This window comes from Paenirhizobium selenitireducens ATCC BAA-1503 (assembly GCF_900492185.1).
Classification (GTDB): domain Bacteria; phylum Pseudomonadota; class Alphaproteobacteria; order Rhizobiales; family Rhizobiaceae; genus Allorhizobium; species Allorhizobium selenitireducens_A.
In genome coordinates this window covers 1-18,270 of record NZ_UEYP01000001.1, presented here as the reverse complement: position 1 = coordinate 18,270, position 18,270 = coordinate 1, and the positions used below count along the sequence as shown (strand labels likewise).

At 63.1% G+C, this 18,270-nt stretch carries 16 protein-coding genes; 2 read left to right on the top strand and 14 right to left on the bottom strand.

Features of this window, described 5'->3' with window-relative positions:
* Positions 1–63: 63 nt before the first annotated feature.
* The 5 genes from RHIZ70P_RS00080 to RHIZ70P_RS00060 all read right to left on the bottom strand — a co-directional run bounded on the left by RHIZ70P_RS00080 (position 64) and on the right by RHIZ70P_RS00060 (position 4,486).
* Positions 64–1,017 (bottom strand): FAD:protein FMN transferase, encoded by a 954-nt coding sequence (locus RHIZ70P_RS00080; protein WP_115668351.1) that lies wholly within the window; start codon positions 1,015–1,017, stop codon positions 64–66.
* A complete protein-coding gene (locus RHIZ70P_RS00075; RefSeq protein WP_115668350.1) occupies positions 998–3,196 on the bottom strand; it encodes a PepSY domain-containing protein in 2,199 nt (732 codons plus the stop codon). The genes RHIZ70P_RS00080 and RHIZ70P_RS00075 overlap by 20 nt, the downstream gene beginning before the upstream one ends.
* A gap of 17 nt (positions 3,197–3,213) precedes the next feature.
* Entirely contained in the window at positions 3,214–3,684 is a 471-nt protein-coding gene (locus RHIZ70P_RS00070; RefSeq protein ID WP_115668349.1) for a DUF2271 domain-containing protein, read from the bottom strand.
* 30 nt (positions 3,685–3,714) lie between these two features.
* Positions 3,715–4,086: a hypothetical protein gene (locus RHIZ70P_RS22880; protein WP_181903907.1), complete on the bottom strand. Its 372-nt coding sequence runs from the start codon at positions 4,084–4,086 to the stop codon at positions 3,715–3,717.
* 115 nt (positions 4,087–4,201) lie between these two features.
* Positions 4,202–4,486, bottom strand: a complete 285-nt coding sequence (locus tag RHIZ70P_RS00060; RefSeq protein WP_115669011.1) for a PepSY domain-containing protein — start codon at positions 4,484–4,486, stop codon at positions 4,202–4,204.
* 138 nt (positions 4,487–4,624) lie between these two features.
* Between RHIZ70P_RS00060 and RHIZ70P_RS00055 the strand changes: the two genes are divergently transcribed.
* Both RHIZ70P_RS00055 and RHIZ70P_RS00050 read left to right on the top strand, forming a co-directional pair.
* The gene (locus tag RHIZ70P_RS00055; protein ID WP_115668347.1) at positions 4,625–5,284 is read left to right on the top strand and encodes a response regulator transcription factor; all 660 of its coding nucleotides are present in this window, start codon (positions 4,625–4,627) and stop codon (positions 5,282–5,284) included.
* Positions 5,281–6,651 carry an ATP-binding protein gene (locus RHIZ70P_RS00050; RefSeq protein ID WP_115668346.1) on the top strand — a complete coding sequence of 457 codons (1,371 nt, stop codon included), beginning with the start codon at positions 5,281–5,283 and terminating at the stop codon, positions 6,649–6,651. The genes RHIZ70P_RS00055 and RHIZ70P_RS00050 overlap by 4 nt, the downstream gene beginning before the upstream one ends.
* A 60-nt stretch (positions 6,652–6,711) precedes the next feature.
* On the opposite strand, the gene RHIZ70P_RS00045 is transcribed toward RHIZ70P_RS00050, so the two are convergent.
* The 9 genes from RHIZ70P_RS00045 to RHIZ70P_RS23425 all read right to left on the bottom strand — a co-directional run bounded on the left by RHIZ70P_RS00045 (position 6,712) and on the right by RHIZ70P_RS23425 (position 17,935).
* Positions 6,712–7,902 carry a serine hydrolase domain-containing protein gene (locus RHIZ70P_RS00045; RefSeq protein ID WP_115668345.1) on the bottom strand — a complete coding sequence of 397 codons (1,191 nt, stop codon included), beginning with the start codon at positions 7,900–7,902 and terminating at the stop codon, positions 6,712–6,714.
* Between the two features lie 38 nt (positions 7,903–7,940).
* On the bottom strand, positions 7,941–8,870 hold the full coding sequence (locus tag RHIZ70P_RS00040) for a MurR/RpiR family transcriptional regulator (RefSeq protein ID WP_235842103.1): 930 nt from the start codon (positions 8,868–8,870) through the stop codon (positions 7,941–7,943).
* 114 nt (positions 8,871–8,984) lie between these two features.
* Positions 8,985–10,637 carry a dipeptide ABC transporter ATP-binding protein gene (locus RHIZ70P_RS00035; RefSeq protein ID WP_115668343.1) on the bottom strand — a complete coding sequence of 551 codons (1,653 nt, stop codon included), beginning with the start codon at positions 10,635–10,637 and terminating at the stop codon, positions 8,985–8,987.
* A gap of 2 nt (positions 10,638–10,639) precedes the next feature.
* Positions 10,640–11,431, bottom strand: a complete 792-nt coding sequence (locus RHIZ70P_RS00030; protein ID WP_419178262.1) for an ABC transporter permease — start codon at positions 11,429–11,431, stop codon at positions 10,640–10,642.
* A gap of 71 nt (positions 11,432–11,502) precedes the next feature.
* Positions 11,503–12,441 (bottom strand): ABC transporter permease, encoded by a 939-nt coding sequence (locus RHIZ70P_RS00025; RefSeq protein WP_115668341.1) that lies wholly within the window; start codon positions 12,439–12,441, stop codon positions 11,503–11,505.
* A gap of 69 nt (positions 12,442–12,510) precedes the next feature.
* The gene (locus RHIZ70P_RS00020) at positions 12,511–14,040 is read right to left on the bottom strand and encodes an ABC transporter substrate-binding protein (RefSeq protein ID WP_115668340.1); all 1,530 of its coding nucleotides are present in this window, start codon (positions 14,038–14,040) and stop codon (positions 12,511–12,513) included.
* 407 nt (positions 14,041–14,447) lie between these two features.
* The gene (locus RHIZ70P_RS00015) at positions 14,448–17,081 is read right to left on the bottom strand and encodes a beta strand repeat-containing protein (RefSeq protein WP_181903906.1); all 2,634 of its coding nucleotides are present in this window, start codon (positions 17,079–17,081) and stop codon (positions 14,448–14,450) included.
* Between the two features lie 195 nt (positions 17,082–17,276).
* Complete coding sequence (locus tag RHIZ70P_RS00010; RefSeq protein WP_115668338.1) at positions 17,277–17,504, bottom strand: hypothetical protein; 228 nt, start codon at positions 17,502–17,504, stop codon at positions 17,277–17,279.
* 38 nt (positions 17,505–17,542) lie between these two features.
* A complete protein-coding gene (locus tag RHIZ70P_RS23425) occupies positions 17,543–17,935 on the bottom strand; it encodes a DUF6538 domain-containing protein (protein ID WP_328588158.1) in 393 nt (130 codons plus the stop codon).
* Positions 17,936–18,270: the final 335 nt, after the last annotated feature.

The window sequence follows — 18,270 nt, the reverse complement described above, 5'->3', positions numbered from 1 at the left end:
CAGGCTCTCGTCCACGTTTGCCACGTCGTCAGAACATGCATGTCGGGGAACCACGTCCCGACGCTATTTGTTCGGAAGCCCATCCTTGAGACACTCAGCCGCTTCGACCGAACTGCTGCGGTCGATGAACAGCACCGATAGACCGAGGGAGCGGGCGAGCGGCAACCCTCGCTCGCGGCCGAGCACCATCATCGCTGTTGCCCAGGCGTCCGCCATCATGCAGGTCTCGGCAAGGACGGTGACGGATGCCGGGGCGTTCAAGAGCGGCATGCCGCGTCCCGGATCCATGGTGTGGCTGAGACGGCGCCCCCCGACCTCCACCCAATGGCGATAATTGCCGGAAGTGGCCACGGCAATGTCGGTGAGTTCGAGAATCGAATGCGCGGCGCGTCGTTTGGTGTCAGGTTCCTCCACGGCGACCGTCCACGCAGAGCCGTCCGGCTGCGTACCAGTGGCGCGCAATTCGCCATCGATGGAGAGAAGCGCATCGGCGATGCCGAAAGCCCGCGCGATCTCGGCGAGCCGGTCGACGCCATAGCCCTTGGCGATGCCGTTCAAATCGAAAGCCATGGCTTGCGACTTGCGGGCGCGCGCGTTCGCCGGATCGAGCTCGAGAATCTCATGGGCCGGGCGGCGTGGCTTCGTGCGGGCAGCGCGGATGCCGGCCTCGTCGGCCGGGCTGGGGCCAAAACCCCAGGCACTTACCGCATCGGCCATCCCGATGTCGAAGGCGCCACCCGAGGCGCGCCCGACCTCCAGGCCAGCGGCGAGGACGTCCATCAGCGCCGGCGGTAGCGATACCCATTCGCCCGGTCCGGCAGCGCTCAGGCGATTGAGGTCGCTGTCCGGCTTCCAGGTCGACATCTGCGCATCCACCTCGGTCACGGCCGCGGTCATGGCGACCCGGACAGGCTCGGGTTCGAATCCCGCGGGCGCATGGAACAGCGCGGACCAGCGGGTTCCCATCGTCGGCCCGTTCAGGGCATGGCGAGCAAGGTCAGTAAACGTCTTCCGCATAGCGTCCCTCCGCTTTCAGCGACGCAAGGCTCATGCCCTTGCCCGCAAGGATCTCGCCCAGGGCCTGGGCGACACCGGCAGCCATGTCACGCCCGCCGCAGACCATGACCTGTGCCCCCTCCCGCAGCAGCCGTGCCACGCGTTCGCCATCGCGGCGCAGGGCGTCCTGAACGTAGATCGGCGCGGATCCGCGGGAATAGGCGGTGGTAACAGAGCAAAGCCTGCCGTCCGCCTGCCATGCCGCGAGCTCTTCGGCATAGAGCGCATCGCTCGACGGGTGCCGGGCTCCGAAGAACAGGTGCATCGGCCTGGCTTTCGCGTTGTTGCGGGCAAAGCCGGCGAGCGGGCCTATGCCGGTGCCGGCGCCGATCAAGAGGACCGGCGTCCTGCCGCGCTGCGGCCGGAAGGTAGGGTTGTGGCGCAGGAAGACCTGCACGCGGTCGCCGGGCTCCATCAGCGTCAGTTGGGTCGAGCACAGCCCACCCGGCTGCTTGCGCACGCAGATCTCGACGAAGCCGTCGCGGCTTCCTGAAGCGAGCGAGTAGAAGCGGGGCACGACCGAACCTTCGGGGACGATGCCGATCAGGTCTCCCGCCTCGAAGTCCGGGAAGGCACGGCCCGTCAGCCGCTGCCAGAACGGCACCTTCGGCAAGGCGAAGCGCAGGATGGACGTCGGAGCCTGGACCTCGGCGCCGTAATCGCGCCGCGACACCAGAACCAGGTCACGCGTCTTGGGCTTGGTCGGCTGGTGGTTGAGATCGAACGAGGTCCCGATTGCAGCCGAAAGGGCGCGGCCCCAGCGGGCAAAATCCTGTGGTGACTGGCGATCTACCGTGTCCATGGGCAGCAAGAGCTTCCAGCCCTTCGCTTCGGCCGCACGACCAATCTTTTCCGCGAAGCCGCAGAAGGAGGGGAAGCTGCGGTCGCCGAAGCCGAGGATCGCGACTGGTGCGGCCGGAGGCATGGGCAGTGCGGCGAGACGGTCGAGGAAGTCGCTGGCCGAGGCCGGCGCTTCCCCCTGGCCATAAGTGGCGGCGAGGAGGATGATGCGGCGAGCCTTTTTCCACTCATCCGGGGCAAAGGCCGACATGGCCGCGGTATGGACCCGCGCGCCGGTTGCGGTCAGCGCCGTTTCGAGCGTGTGGGCAAAGCCCCAGGTACTGCCGCCTTCGCTGCCGACGAGAATGATGGTTTCGGCTTCGCCGGCAGGGGTGTCGGCCCGCTTGCGGCCGGCGCGGCCAGCAAGCCAGAGCCTCAGGCCGGACCAGCCCATCAGCGGCACGCTAAGAGCCGAGAACCCGAGGACGAGCCCGAGCACCGCCGCGCCATGGCCGGTATGCAGCAACATGATCATGTCGCTGGTGCGCTGCCAGACATCCGCTTCGTTCCAGACCAAAAGCGCGCCGGTTCCCTGGTCGATGTAGCCTTCGCCGGACGCGGTCTTGAGCGTGAAGACGTCGGTCTTGTCGCCGGCGACGGGAAAGGTGAGCGAGCGGAAACCATCAACGGAGACCTGCTGAAGGGCCGCTATGTCTGCCGGTACAAGCCCGATTTCGCCGCTCACCTCGGCCGGAAAAGCGGGAGCGCCGGCGCCTTCGGGCACGAAGCCGAAGGTTGCCGCCGACATCCAGAGCGCCGTTGTCGAGGAAAGCATCAGGCCCCAAACCGACAGTCGGGCGATCGCAGAATGACGGCGTCCCTGACCCTGGCCGCGCAGGGGAGAGAACAGTTGCCGCCAGCCACCGGCACGCCGGGTGATGAGAAGGAGCCCGGAGAGGCTGAGTGTGAGCATGGCGGCGGCCCCCGCGGCGACGACCATGCGCCCGCCGTCGCCGAGGAACAGCGAACGGTGGAGGTTGGTCAGCCAGCGCTGTAGGGCCGGGACATCGGCGGCTCCGAGACTTGCGCCGGTCTGGGGATCAATGATGGCGGCGGCGGGCTGGTCGCCCTTATAGAAATAGGCGGTAATCTTGCCGGAGGGCGCCCGCCGGATCTGCTCCACCGTCGGCTCAGCGGCCTGAACACGGCTGGCCAGTTCGGCCACGCTCATGCCGGAGGCGCCCGGTGCGTTCATGGCCTCCATGGCGGGATAGACCGACAGGGCCGCGCCGCTCAACGCAATGATGGCGAGGAGAATCGCGGCGATGAGGCCTGGCCAACGGTGAAGCGTCCGGATCATGGCGGCACCCTTTCTGCTTAAAGTCCGTAGGTGAAGTCGGCGATGTAGCGGCTGCCGGAGACGGGCTTGCCGGCGGCTTCGGTGGTCAGCGGAACGACGATCTCCGACGGGCTGTCGCGCATGTCCTCGACGGCGGCGTCGATGTGCAGTTCATAGCCGGCGTCGAACAGCGTGTCGGCGAGGTCGAGCGTGATGGCGAGCGAGCGGCCGGCGCCGACGCTCGCACCGGTGATGCCGTTGATCTCGGCGGTATTGCCGCCAGACGCCCGGTACCACCCGCTCAGGTGCTCGTAGTATTTTGCCTTGCCGCCCGCCATCCACAGGCTGCCGACATAGGTTCCGTCTGCTGCGGTGACGTAGTAGGCGAGATAGGCGCCGTCGCCGCCGTAGTTCTTGAGGTTTGTGGTGATCGTGACCTCGCGGGCGAGAGCCATGCCGGGCAGGACGAGCGCGGTGGTGACTGCAAGGGCTGCAAGAATGGATTTCATCGTCTGTTTCCTTTGATCAATGGGAGGAGATCAGTTGACCTGGACCTTCGGGGTCGAGCCCTGGAGGATCAGCCCGTTGCTCGGCGGCGCGACTGTACCGACGGGGGCCGGCGAGGGCTGCGAGCGACCGTTCCGGCCGTTATCGTCATCGTCATCGTCATCGTCATCCTCGTCGTCATCATCATCGTCGTCGTCGTCGTCGTCGCCGTGGCGCCGTTGGTCCATCCGCCAGCCGTCGTCATCCTCCTCGTCCCAGTCGACGGAGTGGACGGGCGGGCCGGCTGCGGCGTCGCCGGAGACGGGCGGATCGAAGACGGCGAGGGGACCTGCGATGGCGCCGGCGGCCGCAAGCACGGTGCCGGACAGGAGGGCTGCGAGGAGAAATCTGCGGTTCTTGTTCATGGGTAGGCTCCTTTGATGAGGGATAATCCTGGAATGTCCGCTCTGCCTGATCGCTTCCTGACGGCGTCAGCCGATCTGCTTCAGCTTCCCGTCAGGGGGCGGTCGGCAGGCGCGGCTAGCGATGGTGGTGGCGGTCGTCGTTCTCGAATTCAATGACCGTGAGCGTCTGCGGATCGATCTTTGCCTCGAACGCCCGGCCCTCGGCATCGACCGCATGGATCTCGTAGCAGCCGTCATCGATCTTGATGCGCGTAACCTGCCAGCCGCGCTCCTCGGCCATGGCGCGGACGGCTTCACGCGGCTGCCAGTTCGCCATCGGTATGTTGCAGTCGTCCTCGGCGAGCGCCGGGCCGGCTGCAAGTGCGATCAGTGTCGCTGTCAGGATGGTTCGAGATGTCATGGTCATGTCTCCGCTTCGGACGGGAGGAGATTGGCGACTTGAACCTGACCGGTCGCTGACAGATGGTACGACCCGGCTTCAGCTTCCCGTAAGCTGGGCGATGGACTAAAGCTGGTGACGGAATGACGAGGAAGAGCGATGAGGGTGCTGCTGGTCGAAGACGATACCGTGCTGGGCGCTGCCGTTCGCGACCAGATCGCCGCCGACGGCCATTCGGTCGATTGGGTGATGCGGCTCGACCGGGCAGGCGATGCGCTGGCAAGCGCCGTCTACGACCTCGTTCTCCTTGATCTGATGCTGCCCGACGGGCGCGGCATTCCATTCCTCAAGGTTCTGCGCGGGCGAGGGGATGTCACCCCCGTCATCATCCTCACTGCGCTCGACCAGGTCTCCGACCGGATCGAGGGCCTGAATGCCGGGGCTGACGACTACATGGTCAAACCCTTCGACCTTGCCGAACTCTCGGCGCGCATCGGCTCCGTAGCCCGGCGCTATGTCGGCAATCCCAATCCGTTGATCACGCTCGGCCCGCTGGAGATCGATGTCGCGGCGCGCAGCATCCTCAAGGATGGCCGGCCGGTGGTCCTGACGGCGCGCGAATGGGTGTTGTTCGAGGCTTTCCTGCAGCGTCCCGGACAGTTGCTGTCCAAGAACCAGCTCGAGGAAAGGCTCTATTCCTTCGACACCGAGATCGACAGCAACGCGATCGAGGTACATGTCAGTCGCTTGCGCAAGAAGCTTGGCGCGCACGTGATCGAAACCGAACGCGGTCTCGGCTATCGCCTGGGGCGGCCATGAGAGCGCCGCGTTCGCTTCAGGCACGGCTGGCGCTGGCGGTGGGCCTCTCGGTCACGGTCCTGTGGCTCGCCGCCGCGTCCGTGACCGCGAACCGGCTCGGCCACGAAATGGAGGAGGTCTTCGATAAGGACCTCGAAGCAACGGCGCAACGGATCCTGCCGCTTGCTTTGCACGATCTTCGAAAGCGCAATGACGATGATCCCGGCGACGACGACGAGGAGGACGACGACGCTCGACATATCGAGCGGCTGGACGAACGCGAGGAGCCGGTGACCTACGTCGTTCGGGACCTGAACGGCAAGATTCTGCTGCAATCCCGCGGGTCGGACGGTTTCCAGTTCCCGCCCTTCGAGAGCGTCGGGTTCAGCGAGACGAAGACCCATCGCATCTATTCCGATGCAGCCCGCGACGGGCGCATCACGATTTCCGTGGCCGAGCCGCTCGATCACCGGGCGGAGGTGTGGCGCAGCATGTTGCTCGGCCTCGCGCTGCCGCTGCTCGTGGTGATCCCGTTCAGCCTCGGAGCCATCGCCTTTGCGACGCGCGGCGGCCTGCGTCCGATACGCAAGCTCAAGGGCGCTCTTGAAACGCGCGGCGTGCAGGATCTGTCGCCGCTTCCCGATACCGGGCTTCCGAGTGAACTGGAGCCGATCACCGGCGCCGTAAACCAGTTGCTCGCGCGGCTGAGGCAAGCCTTCGAGGCGGAGCGCAATTTTGCCGCCAATGCCGCCCATGAACTGCGCACACCGGTTGCCGGCGCCATCGCCCAGGCGCAGCGCATCCAGGCGGAAACGACGGACGCTATTGCCGCGCAGCGAGCGATCGAGATCGAGGCGACCCTCAAGCGGCTGATGCGCATGTCGGAGAAACTGATGCAACTGGCAAGGGCCGAGGGAGGCCGCCTGAGGCTGGAGGCTCCATCCGATCTGCGGCCCATTCTGCGTTTGGTCGCGGAGGATTTCGCCCGCTGCGGCGCCGGCCACCGGATCGAGGTGTCGCTGCCGTCCGGGCCCGTGCTGTCGGACCTCGATCCCGACGCTTTCGGCATTCTCTGCCGCAACCTCATCGAGAACGCCCTGCGCCACGGCCCGGAGGACCAGCCCGTCATCGTCTCGCTCGATGCGGCAGGCGAGCTTTGCGTCTGCAACGAAGGGCCGGCGCTATCGCCCGAGATCAAAGGCAAGCTGGTCCAGCGCTTCGAGCGTGGCACGACGACCGCCGAAGGCAGCGGGCTGGGTCTTGCCATCGTCAAGGCAATCACCGAGCGCGCCGGTGGGCATTTCTCGATCACCTCTCCCATCCCCGGGCGCGACAGCGGGGTCCGGGCGGCGGTCCAGCTTCCAGTTTCTCGAGCGGAAAGAGCCTGAACAGGCCGACACGGTGTTCATGGGCGCGCTAAAGGCAAGCTCAAGATCCGAATTTCTGTCTCAGGCCAAGGCGTCGCGAATGACATGCAGCGCCGCCAAGGTGGTGCGAGAGCGTCTGACATCCAGAAATTCCGGCCAGCTGGAGAGTATGACGGCTGCGAATTCGGCGCCGGGGTCCAGGTAGATCATCTGGCCGAAGACGCCGCGCGCCATATAGGTTTGCCGGCGAGGATCCTCGATCCAGAACTGGTTGTGGTAGGCGCCGTACGGCAGCACTTCACGGTAGACCCCGCCGAATGGGCCGCCTCCACCACGGCGCGTGTTCTCGATCCAGGTGGCCGGAACAACGCGCCTTCTGTTGATTTCTCCACCTCCGAGATGCAGCAAGGCGAAGCGGGCATAGTCCCGCAAGGTTGCATTGAAGCCGCCGCTGGCGAGCGCGTAGCCTGAGGGATCCACGGTGAAGCAGGCGTCCTCCTGCGCCCCCATCGGTGCCCACAATTCATCCGCGACCAGATCCGCAAGCGCCATGCCGCTGATGCGCTGCAGAATGAAGGCGAGCACGTCCGTTTCAATCGAGCGGTAGCGAAAGGAAGTCCCGTGAGCGCATTCGGCTTCTTTCAGTGTCAGGATCAGTTCCCAGACGGTCTTCGGCCACGACGGGTCACTGCCCCCTTTCCATCCGCAGGCGACATCCAGTTTGGCCATGTGGGAATCGAGCGCGGTATAGGTTTCGTCGAACGCTACGCCGCTCGTCATGTCCATCACGTGCTGGACCGTAGCGCCGCGATAAGCCGTGTCTTCCAGTTCCGGAAGGTATCGGGTGACGAGCGCCTCGACATCGAGTTCGCCGCGATCGGCAAGTATGCCGGCGACCGTGCCCACGATCGACTTGGAGACTGATTGCGACAGATGCAGAGTGCGCTCGGACATGCCGTTCAGGTATCGCTCCGCGACGACCTCGCCGCGGTGCAGGACGAGAAAGCCATCCGCAAAGTTCGTCTCAATATGGCGACCGATGGTATCGCGTTGCCCGTCGATTTCGAAGGCGAGAGAATCGATATCCCGAGGCGACGCCGGCAGCGGGCTTGCCGGTCCTTCGCCGCGCCAAACCCGCGCGGTCGGGACGATTTCCCGCAGGTTCTGGAACGACCAGCGGTTCCAGGGTGCGCGGTCCCAATCTTCCCTGGGAATGAGGGAGGACCCGGGCTGGGTCGGATCGCGGAACGCAATATCACTGTCGGCTCTCATGTTCGCTTGCTCTCGCTGCAGTTTGTATTCTTGGCGGTTCAATCCTTGCGCCGCAGATAGCTTCCACCCACGAACTCGCCAAACAATGTCCCGAGTTCGCTCATTTCCGCGAAGTTGCGCTTGGCTTTTGGTCCGAGCTTGACCGCAACGGAGTCGATCATGAGGTTGAGGATGACCCCGAGGCTCGCAGTCGAATCCCAGAATGTCTTCACATGCGTATGCGCCTCGAAGACGAGCCGGGTGAAGGTGAAGCCCCAGTGGCTGTATTTGTCGGTGACGATGATGAGCGGCATCTCCATAGCCTTCAGCTTTTCCGCCAGCTTCACCCCGCGCGTTGCATAGGCGGCGGTGTCGACCAGAACGACAAGAGTCTGCTTCGGATCGGCGAAGATGATCTCGCCGAAGGTGCCGGTGGCGTTATCCGCGAAGATGACGTTCGGGCGTGCCCACAGCAGGCGCGTGGCGAAATCCGTCGCCAGTCCCTTGGATGCCTCGAAGCCCACGACGTAGATTGTCCGGGTCTTGGCAAGCAAGGTGGTTGCCTCGTCCCAGAGGTCGGTTGACGCGAGCGCATACGCCTTCACGATGGCGTCCAGTTCCAGCCGGAGGCTTTCCTGCAGTTCCCGCTGTCGGTTGTTGCGGACCTGGAAGCGGCCCATGTAGTCGTCGACTTCCCCATCCTTTTCGGTCACCGATTCGCGCATGCGGTTCTTCATGTCCCGCAGGCTTTCGAATCCGAGGCTCCGCACAAAGCGGGTGACGGTCATTTCGCTGACGCCGACAGCGCGTGCGATGCTGGCGCCTGTCTCGAAGGGCAGGAGCTGGATATTGTCGAGCATGTAGGCACCAAGGCTTTGCTCGGACGGGGAAAACTGATCCATTCGAGCGCGCAGTATCGCCTCGATGTCCAGCTTTTCCCCGCCCTGTTCCTGCCCGTCGGCCGGCCGCTCGTCACTTGTCCCTGTCACGTTGAAAGCTCCTGAAAATTCACTGCATGCGCGATGGATACTACCTTTTTGCGCATGCTTTCGTTCGACGTTTCAAGTTGGCTTGAGCCTGTCCCGTCATGACGGCCGTGATCATCACGCCGCATGGCCTGCTCCTTCAGATGGCGGAAGCGGCGGCCAATGATGCGTCACCGAGCCGACGAGTTCCTGCGTGTAGGGATGTTGCGGGTCGTTTAGTACCTGTTGTGTCGGTCCGCTCTCCACGATCCGTCCCCCTTTGAAGACATATACCCGCTCGCAGATGCTGTTCACCACCGCAAGGTCATGGGAGATATAGACAAGCGTGAGCTCTTGTTCGCGTTGCAGGCGAGCCAGGAGTTCGAGGATCTGCGCCTGTGTCGTCACGTCCAGGGCGGACGTGATCTCGTCGGCGATCAGCAATTGCGGTTTCAGGGCAAGCGCTCTGGCCAGACCGACACGCTGGCACTGGCCGCCCGAGAGCTGGCGCGGCCTGCGATCGTGCAATGCACTTGGCAGATCGACCATTTCAAGCAGTTCATCGACACGAAGATATGCGCTGCGACGATCGGTTATTCCATGCCTCCAGAGCGGCTCGGCGACCGCTTCGCGCACGCTCATCCGCGGATTGAGCGAATCGTAGGGGTTCTGAAAAACCATCTGGACGCGTTGCCTGAAGCGGGTCAGGTCCCTGCCCTGTAGGGCATGAACGTCCTGGCCATCGAGGCGAACGACCCCGGCGCTCGGTTTGTTCTGGCGGACGATAGCCCGGGCGAGCGTGCTCTTGCCGGACCCGCTTTCGCCCACGATACCGATCGTTTCTCCGGCTGAAATCTGCATGTCGATCCCGTCCAGGGCCAGGAAAGATCGCGCATCTCTCATGCCCCGTCCTCCAATCAGGCCGTGTCTGGCAGGAAAAGACACGGAGAGCCTTTCGATGCTGAGCAAGGGCGCAACGGCCTGCGGAGGGCTGCCGACCGTACAACTCGCGCGTCCGGGCTGGGAGGCGATCAGAAGCTTTGTATAGGCATGTTTCGGTCGACTGATGATCTCGTCCGCCGGTCCTTGCTCGACGATTTCGCCATTGCGCATCACGACGATACGCGTGCAGATCTCGGCAATCGCAGCGAGATCGTGAGAAATCAGGATCACCGCAAGTCCGCGCTTCCGGTTCAACTCCTGCAGGAGCTTGAGGATACGTGCCTGGACAGTGACGTCGAGTGCCGTCGTCGGTTCGTCGGCGATCAGCAGTTTCGGACCGCAACCGATTGCCGCGGCGATCATTGCGCGTTGTTTCATCCCGCCGGAGAACTCGTGCGGATAGGATCGGGCCCGCTTTTCGGGATCGCGTATACCGACATCCTCGAGAAGGCTCACCGCCCGGCGCATGCCTTCCCGTCTGGAAAGCCCCAGATGCCGGATCATGGGCGCGGCGATCTGCTGGCCGATCCGGCGCAGCGGGTCGAGATGGGAGGCGGGATTCTGGAAGATCATCCCGATTTCGCTGCCACGTAAGGAGCACCACTCGTCCTCCGTCAGGCCGAGCAAGTCGCGGCCCCGGAATTGCACGCTTCCTGCCGCTGTGGCGAGCGCGGGCAGGAGGCCCATCAGGGCACGGCACGTTATCGATTTCCCCGAACCGCTTTCCCCGACGATGCCGAGAATTTCCCCTTCCATGACCTGGAACGAAACCCCTTTTACGGCGGTGAGAGATCCGAAGGCGACCGTGAGGTTTTCCACTTGCATGAGGGGAGGCGTGTTGCTCGTCATGTTCAAAAGGCCACCTTGCTGCGTTGCATTTGTCCTATGCCGTCTCCGAGGAAAGCAAAGCCGAGCCCGAGCGAAATGGCGGCAAGGCCAGGAAACAGGCAGATCCACCAGGCCTGTTGCACGAAGGCCTGCCCATCGGCGATGATCACGCCCCATTCTGCAAGTGGCGGCTGGGCGCCCATGCCGAGGAAACCGAAACTTGCGCCTGCCAGCATCACGAGCACCGCGTCGCTGACGGCATAGGCGATGACCGGTCCGAAGGCGTTCGGCAGGACATGACGGAAGAGAATGGCTCTTCGTGGATAGCCGAGGCATTCCGCTGCCCGGATGTATTCGCTTTCGCGGACCGTCAGCACTTCTGCCCTGACCAGCCGCGCATAGCTGACCCATCCGACGAGCGTGAGGGCGATGACGAAGTTGACGAGGCCCGGTCCCAGAACGCCAACGATCGCCAGGACTAGGACGAAGAACGGAAAGGCCACCGTCAGATCGTACAGCCGCATGAACAGGCTATCGATCACGCCGCCGAAATAGCCGCTCAGCAGGCCGACGACAGTGCCGATCAGGAGTGGTGGCAATACGCCGACCACGCAGAGAAACAGATCGACGCGCGCAGCGTGGATGACCCGCGAAAAGACGTCGCGGCCGACCTGGTCGGTGCCGAACCAGTGCGCGCTGCTCGGTCCGGTCAGCATGTTGCTGATATCGATTGCGTCAGGATCGTAGGGCGCGATCAGCGGGGCCGTCAGCGCGACGAGCAACCATCCGCCCAGTATGAAGATCGCGATCATCATCAGCGGGCTGAGGTTGATCGCACGCGGCGCTGCCTCGGTTGAGGCTGGAACATTCGACATGATGGTTCTCCTCACAACCGGATACGCGGATCGATGAATGCCGACATCAGATCGACTGCCAACGTCACGAGAACCGTCGAGCAGGCGAAGACGAGGGTCAGTCCCTGCACGACGTAATAGTCCCGCCCGAGAAGCGAGCTCACCATGAGGGAGCCGAGGCCGGGGACCGCATAGACGGTTTCGACGATGATGGCGCCGCCGATCATGAAGGCCACCAGGACGCCGAGCAGGTTCAGCGTCGGCAGAACCGCGTTCGGCAGGATCGTGCCCCAGAATATTTCTCGCTCGCTCGCCCCTTGAGCCCGTGCAGCTGTGACAAAATCGGCGGTAGTCTTCTCGATCAGGGCGGCGCGCAGGCTCTGCGTCAGCACCGGCACAAGCCAGATGGCGGTTGAAACTGCGGGCAGCAACAGGTGGTGCAGATGGCCGGTGAAGCCGACTCCGTAGCCCGAGACGGGAAACCAGCCGAGGGCGACCCCGAAGAAGCGCGACATCATGATGCCGAGCCAGAAGACGGGAATGGTAAGCCCGACAATGCCGATGATGCGGATAGCCTGGTCTGCGGCGCTCCCCGGTTTGCGAGCGCTGGCGATCGCCAGAGCGACCGTTGTCGGGACCGCGAGCACCATCACATAGCCGGTCAGGAACAGGGTCGGCCACATGAACTGCGAAATCAATTCGCTGACCGACCGCTGGAACCGCAGGGATTGGCCGATATTGCCCCCGAGCAGGTTCAAGAAGTAGGTCGCGTATTGCCGCCAGAGCGGCTGGTCCAGTCCATATTCCGAGCGAATGGCCGCGATCGTTTCAGGGGTCGCGCGGGCGCCCGCAAGCAGGCGGGCAGGATCGCCGGGCGCAAGATGCAGCAGCAGGAACGTCACGACGCTGATCCCGATCAACACGCCGAAAAGCTGGAACAACCGCCTCAAGATGAGAAGCAAAAGGTTCAATCACATTCTCCACGGAACGAGGAACGGCGGTGTGCCTGCCGGATGGGCACACCGCCGTTTCGCTTTTGCCTACTTGGCGATGGTCGTCTCTTCGAGCGTCCACTGCAACGAAGGTGTCAGCTTGATCCCCTCGAGGCGCTTGGAATAGGCGACTGCATTCGGGGCGTAGTAGAGGGGAATCTGCGCAACTTCCTCGGTCGTGATCCTCTGGATCTCCTTGTAGATTTCCGCGCGCTTCGCGGGATCGCCTTCCTTCGTCCCCTGTTCCACCAATTCATCGACCTTGGGATTGGAGTAGAAGGTGTTGTAGGAGTTCGAACCGCACGATCCGCACACGGCCCAGCGAACCGCGAGATCCGGGTCCGGGGTTTCGTTGTACCACCAGTTGGCGGCCGCATCGTAGTCGCCCTTGCCGGTGGCGTCCCACCAGGCGCCGGAATCGACGTTCACGATCACCGGCTTCAGGCCGATCGCCTGCCACTGCGCCTGGAGGAGGAGCGCCATCTGCTGCTCGGTGGCTCCGGAGGTCGCGAGGATCTTCACCTCGCGGCCCACCATGCCGGATTCGGCCAGCAACTGCTTTGCCTTCGCGACGTCGTGGGGAATGCCCGGATAGTCCTTGTCGTGGAAATCGATGCTGCCCGGCAGGGTCGTATTGGCGGGCTGGGCATAGCCACGGGTAATCGCCGCCGCCATCGCCTTGTTGTCGATCGCATAGGCGGCCGCTTGCCGAGCCATCATATTGGAGAAGGGTTCGCGCTTGCTGTTGAGCAAGGTGATATAGATCGTGGTCGATGGCTCGAGCCGCATGTCGATCTTTTCGGCTGTTTTCAGATCATCGATCTGCGCCCACTGGACCGCGCGCATGACGTCGGCTTCTCCGGACTTCAGCATGGCGACCCGTGTCTCGGGGGAAGCGACTTCGCGAAGCTCTACCGTTGCGTCGGACTTCGGATAGCCCTGGCGCCAATAATGGGCATTCGGCTGCAGCACCAGCATCTCGTTGGGCTTCCACTCCTTGACGGCGTAGGGACCAGACGTCACGGGTTCGGTGGAAAATGCCTTCTCAGGCCCCCGCTTTTCGACATCGGCCTTGGACACGATGCCCATGTTCCAGATCTCGAGATTGCCGAGGAACGGCGCGAAGGGGGACTTCAGCTTCACCACGACCGTCTTGGGATCGGCTGCCGACATCGATTCGACGGCGCCCAAGGGAGCCGGATATGCGGACTGCTTGTCGCCGCGGATGCGCTCGAGGCTGAACACCACGTCGGAAGCGGTAATCGGCGAGCCATCCGAAAAGAGGGCGTCGCGCAGATGGAAAGTGTATGTCAGCCCATCGGCGGAAATGTCCCAGCTTTGCGCCAGTCCGGGCTCGAGCGCGCCGGTCGACGGATTGCGCAGCAAGAGGCGCGAATAGAGCTGGCCATAGGTCTCGATGTTGCCGGCCGCTGCGGAGCGCATCGGATCGAGCGTCGTCGTCTGGTACGGCGAAACGATCCGGATGGCATCGGCAGAAAATGCCGGCAAGGCGCCAAGCCCCGCGATCGCGGCGACGAGCCCGGCGGTGATCAGGCTGATTTTTCTAAAGTTCCCCATTTCTTATGTTCTCCTGGCTTTGTTCGGCATCAGTGTTCTGAGCCCTTGCAGGCAGCCTATGTTATATTTTCAACAAGAGTCAACTGATTTGATGGTTTTATATCATTCACGCTCGCGGGTGGGAGCACGGCAACATGGATAGGTCACGCAGGCCGTCCTCCCGAAGGTTCCCGCCTTCGGCCGCATGACGAACTGACCACATGGCAATGCAGGGGGGCACTCGGTCTATCCAAGGCTGGGACGGATTGCGGTGGTTCGGCCAAATGGGAGGATTCGGAGACGCCGCCAGGAGACGTTGTCACGGCGAACGAGATTCTCAACCTCGTGAAGGACTGCAGTTGGCCTGTCTCGCCGACCGGCGGACGAGGCTCTATCGGCTGGAATAGGTCGACGGATCGCCGCCGACCTCAGATCACCGTGAAGTCCAGGTTCGTCAAAAGCAGGGCCGGATCGAGTACGGCGATGAGCACGCTGCCGCCGGCCGCGTTGCCATTGCTGTCATAGAAGAGATTGCCGGTGTCGCTCTCGTAGATGATGCGGTCGCTTGCATCCTGGGCGAGGCCGGAGGTGTTGCGCACGAAGGCGGACGCCGCCAGCGCGCCGACCGCGCCGAGCGCGGTGAATACGCCGTTTTCCAGCCAGATCGCATCGTCAGCCACGGAAAAGTCGGTGATCGTGTCGACATTGGTCGCGGCGTTCGGCGTAGAGTGGAAGACAAAGGCGTCGGTGCCGGTCCCGCCGGTGAGCGTGTCGTTGCCTACATTGCCGTAAAGCCGGTCGGCCTCCGCACCGCCGTTGATGGTGTCGTTGCCGCCTCCACCATTGAGAATGTTGTTGCCGCTATTGCCGGTCATCAGGTTGTTGAGCGCATTGCCGACGCCATGGATGTTGCCGGCGCCGAGCAATGTCAGGTTTTCGATATTGTCCCCGAGCGTCCAGTTGACTGCGGCCTGCACCGTATCGGTACCCTGAACCACGGCTTCGGTGACCACATCGGCGACGGAATCGACGACATAGGTGTCATTGCCCGCCAGCCCCGCCATGGTATCGGCGCCGCCGCGGCCGTTGAGGATGTTGTTGCCCGTATTGCCGGTCATGATGTTGGCCAGACCATTGCCGGTGCCGTTGAGATTGCCGGCGCCGAGCAATGTCAGGTTCTCGAAATTGTCCCCGAGCGTCCAGTTGACCGCGGTCTGCACGGTGTCTGTCCCGTTGCCAACCGTCTCGACGACGACGTCGGAGAGCGAATCTACGATGTACCTGTCGTTGCCGGCCAGCCCTGCCATGGTATCGGCGCCGCCATGGCCGTTCAGCACATTGTTGCCGCTGTTGCCTGTCAGCAGGTTGGCCAGGTCGTTGCCACTGCCGTTCAGGTTGGCGGTGCCGGTGAGCACCAGGTTCTCTAAATTTGCGCCGAGCGTATAGCTTCGGTTGGCACGGACCGTATCGGTTCCGGCATTCACCGCCTCGACGACCACGTCGCCGGCGTTGTCGACGACATAGGTGTCGTTGCCGGCGCCCCCTTCCATCCGGTCGGCGCCGGTGCCACCATTGAGCGTATTGTTGCCGGCGTTTCCGGAGAGCGTATTGTTCAGACTGTTACCGAGGCCATTGATCGTCGCCGAACCGAGGAGAACGAGATTTTCGAGATTGGCGCCGAGCGCCAGTGAAATGCTCGACTGCACTGTGTCGGTTCCGGTATTCGCCGCCTCGATCACCACGTCGCCGGCATTGTCGACGACATAGGTGTCGTTGCCGGATCCGCCATCCAAAGTGTCGGCGCCGATGCCGCCATCGAGCGTATTGTCGCCGGCATTGCCGGTCAGCGTGTTGTCGAGCCCATTGCCGGTGGCGTTGATATTGGCCGCTCCGGTGAGCGTCAGCCGTTCGACATGGTCCGTCAGCGCATAGGAGATTGCCGCGTTGACCATGTCGTCGCCCTGACCGTCCGCCTCGATCACCACGTCGCCGGCATTGTCGACGAAATAGGTGTCGTTGCCGGATCCGCCATCTAGGGTGTCGGCGCCGATGCCACCATCGAGCGTATTGTCGCCGGCATTGCCGGTCAGCGTGTTGTCGAGCCCATTGCCGGTGGCGTTGATATTGGCCGCTCCGGTGAGCGTCAGCCGTTCGACATGGTCCGTCAGCGCATAGGAGATTGCCGCGTTGACCGTGTCGTCGCCCTGGCCGTCCGCCTCGATCACCACGTCGCCGGCATTGTCGACGACAAAGGTGTCGTTGCCGGATCCGCCATCCAGTGTGTCGGCGCCCGCCCCGCCATCGAGCGTGTCGGCGCCGTCGCCACCGACAAGGGTGTCGGCGCCGCCATTGCCCTCCAGCGTGTCGGCGCCATCGCCGCCGTAGAGCGTCTCGCCGCCATCGCCGCCGCGCAGGATGTCGTCGCCGGCGCCGCCCTGCACCTCGCCGGACACCCGGCCCAGACGACCGTCATAAAGATCGTTTCCGGCGCCCAGCAGGATATCGCCGACCATCAGGCCGCTATTGGTGATCTCGTCTGTACTTGTGGTCGAGGTCGCCCGGAACGATTGCAGCCCCCTGATCAGGCCGCTGTTGACGACAACCAGTGTCTCGCTGCCGAAATGCGCGATGCCGGCATTGCCGATATTGGTGGTGGAATGGGAAATGATCGATCCGGTATTGGTAATGGTCGAGGTGGTCACACCTGAATCCGCGTGCAGGATAATGCCGCTCTCGCCATTGATGGCGCCATCATTGTGCACCGATGATTGCCCGCCCAGGATCAGGACACCGTCGCCGGTCGTGAAGAGCGTGCCGGTGCTGCCGACGATCAGCTGGTTATCGCTGAAGAAACTGGCGTCTGTGCCCATGATCAGCGAGCCGGCGGTGCCATAGATCGCGCCCAGCACCTCGATCACATGGCCGGACCCGTACGCCGTCATGCCGAGATCAAAGACGCCGTCCGCAAGGCCGATAACCGCATTCGCCGTGACTTGGGCATCATCGGTGATATTGACCGCGCCGGTACCGATAAGAATATCATCGAAAATCTGCGTAGTCATGGCCGGCGCCTCCCGCGCGAATTCCTTGCATGGAACGGCTTCAGCCATACCATATTCTTCGCCAGGGCAACAACCACACCTGCTGCGTAAGAAAAAGCGCCGACATGGTTGCAGATCTAGCCAGCTTGCGAAGGTGCATACTTCCTAATATTGAACCGTGACTTGTCATGGCCGTGCGCCTGCCGCACCACAGGATCATGGCGGCAACCCGCCACGCTGGCATTGTCGCGCGTCACAGGCGCCGCTCAGCGTATCGTTGCCGCCGCCGTCGGTCAGCACGTTGGCGCCGGCATTGACGGTCAGGCTGTTGGCGATGCTGTTGCCGGTGCCGTTGAGGTTGCCGGTCCCGGTCAAAAGCAGATTTTCGACATTGGCGCCGAGCGTGAGAGAAATGCTAGAGCGCACCCAGGTCGACGCCGGCATTGGCAAGTTCGCCCACCGCGTCACCGGCAATGTGGCGATCAGAGGTGATGCCGATGGTCGCTCATCGATCGCAAGCGTAGGAGCGGGATCTGCCGCATTGATGTCTGCTGCGCTGACCACGGCAGCAGGTGCAAAGGCTCGTCCGGCGCCTGTGAATTCGCTCTCACTCTTGTCGACAAGCTCGTGGCGCTCGTCGATGTGGAGAAGCGCAACTGCGCGGCCTTCGAAAATCTTCGACGTCGCTCGTTCGCGGCCAGCCGCATATTGAGCTTCCTGCCGATGATCTGCGCCTTTCTATAGTGGGAACAATGAAGGCTGAGTGAAAGGCGGCTGCCTGGCCGACAGTGGATGAGTGAGGCCGGGACGCGTGCCCGCCAATAGAAGATGTTTCCGCGGCGGATCAGATTCTCGACCTCGTGGCGCACGGCCATGACGAATGCCCTGTCTTCTGCCCAGGGCTTGCCCACCGCGCTCAAGCGTCGTGGGCATCACCTTTGGGCATCAGGTCGCCAATGACGCCAAAACGATATGCGGCACGACTGGAAAATCAAGGAATTAAGGGCTTTTAGGGAGAATTGGCTGGGGAACCTGGAAAGTAAGCCAACTTCTCTCACAAGCTTGATACAATTTATAAATAGTCCCTAGATTTGTAGACGCCTTCTCCCCTAAATTTGAGGCAGGAGGCCTACATGGGCAAAGGCAATTTCACGGAAGAGTTCAAGCGCGACGCGGTGCGTCAGATCACCGAGCGGGGCTATCCGGTAGC

Coding starts and splice junctions, on each gene's coding strand:
- RHIZ70P_RS00080 (WP_115668351.1), bottom strand. CDS start 1,017: ATGCGGAAGACGTTTACTGACCTTGCTCGCCATGCCCTGAACGGGCCG.
- RHIZ70P_RS00075 (WP_115668350.1), bottom strand. CDS start 3,196: ATGATCCGGACGCTTCACCGTTGGCCAGGCCTCATCGCCGCGATTCTC.
- RHIZ70P_RS00070 (WP_115668349.1), bottom strand. CDS start 3,684: ATGAAATCCATTCTTGCAGCCCTTGCAGTCACCACCGCGCTCGTCCTG.
- RHIZ70P_RS22880 (WP_181903907.1), bottom strand. CDS start 4,086: ATGAACAAGAACCGCAGATTTCTCCTCGCAGCCCTCCTGTCCGGCACC.
- RHIZ70P_RS00060 (WP_115669011.1), bottom strand. CDS start 4,486: ATGACATCTCGAACCATCCTGACAGCGACACTGATCGCACTTGCAGCC.
- RHIZ70P_RS00055 (WP_115668347.1), top strand. CDS start 4,625: ATGAGGGTGCTGCTGGTCGAAGACGATACCGTGCTGGGCGCTGCCGTT.
- RHIZ70P_RS00050 (WP_115668346.1), top strand. CDS start 5,281: ATGAGAGCGCCGCGTTCGCTTCAGGCACGGCTGGCGCTGGCGGTGGGC.
- RHIZ70P_RS00045 (WP_115668345.1), bottom strand. CDS start 7,902: ATGAGAGCCGACAGTGATATTGCGTTCCGCGATCCGACCCAGCCCGGG.
- RHIZ70P_RS00035 (WP_115668343.1), bottom strand. CDS start 10,637: ATGACGAGCAACACGCCTCCCCTCATGCAAGTGGAAAACCTCACGGTC.
- RHIZ70P_RS00030 (WP_419178262.1), bottom strand. CDS start 11,431: ATGATGATCGCGATCTTCATACTGGGCGGATGGTTGCTCGTCGCGCTG.
- RHIZ70P_RS00020 (WP_115668340.1), bottom strand. CDS start 14,040: ATGGGGAACTTTAGAAAAATCAGCCTGATCACCGCCGGGCTCGTCGCC.
- RHIZ70P_RS00015 (WP_181903906.1), bottom strand. CDS start 17,081: ATGACTACGCAGATTTTCGATGATATTCTTATCGGTACCGGCGCGGTC.
- RHIZ70P_RS00010 (WP_115668338.1), bottom strand. CDS start 17,504: ATGCCGGCGTCGACCTGGGTGCGCTCTAGCATTTCTCTCACGCTCGGC.
- RHIZ70P_RS23425 (WP_328588158.1), bottom strand. CDS start 17,935: ATGGCCGTGCGCCACGAGGTCGAGAATCTGATCCGCCGCGGAAACATC.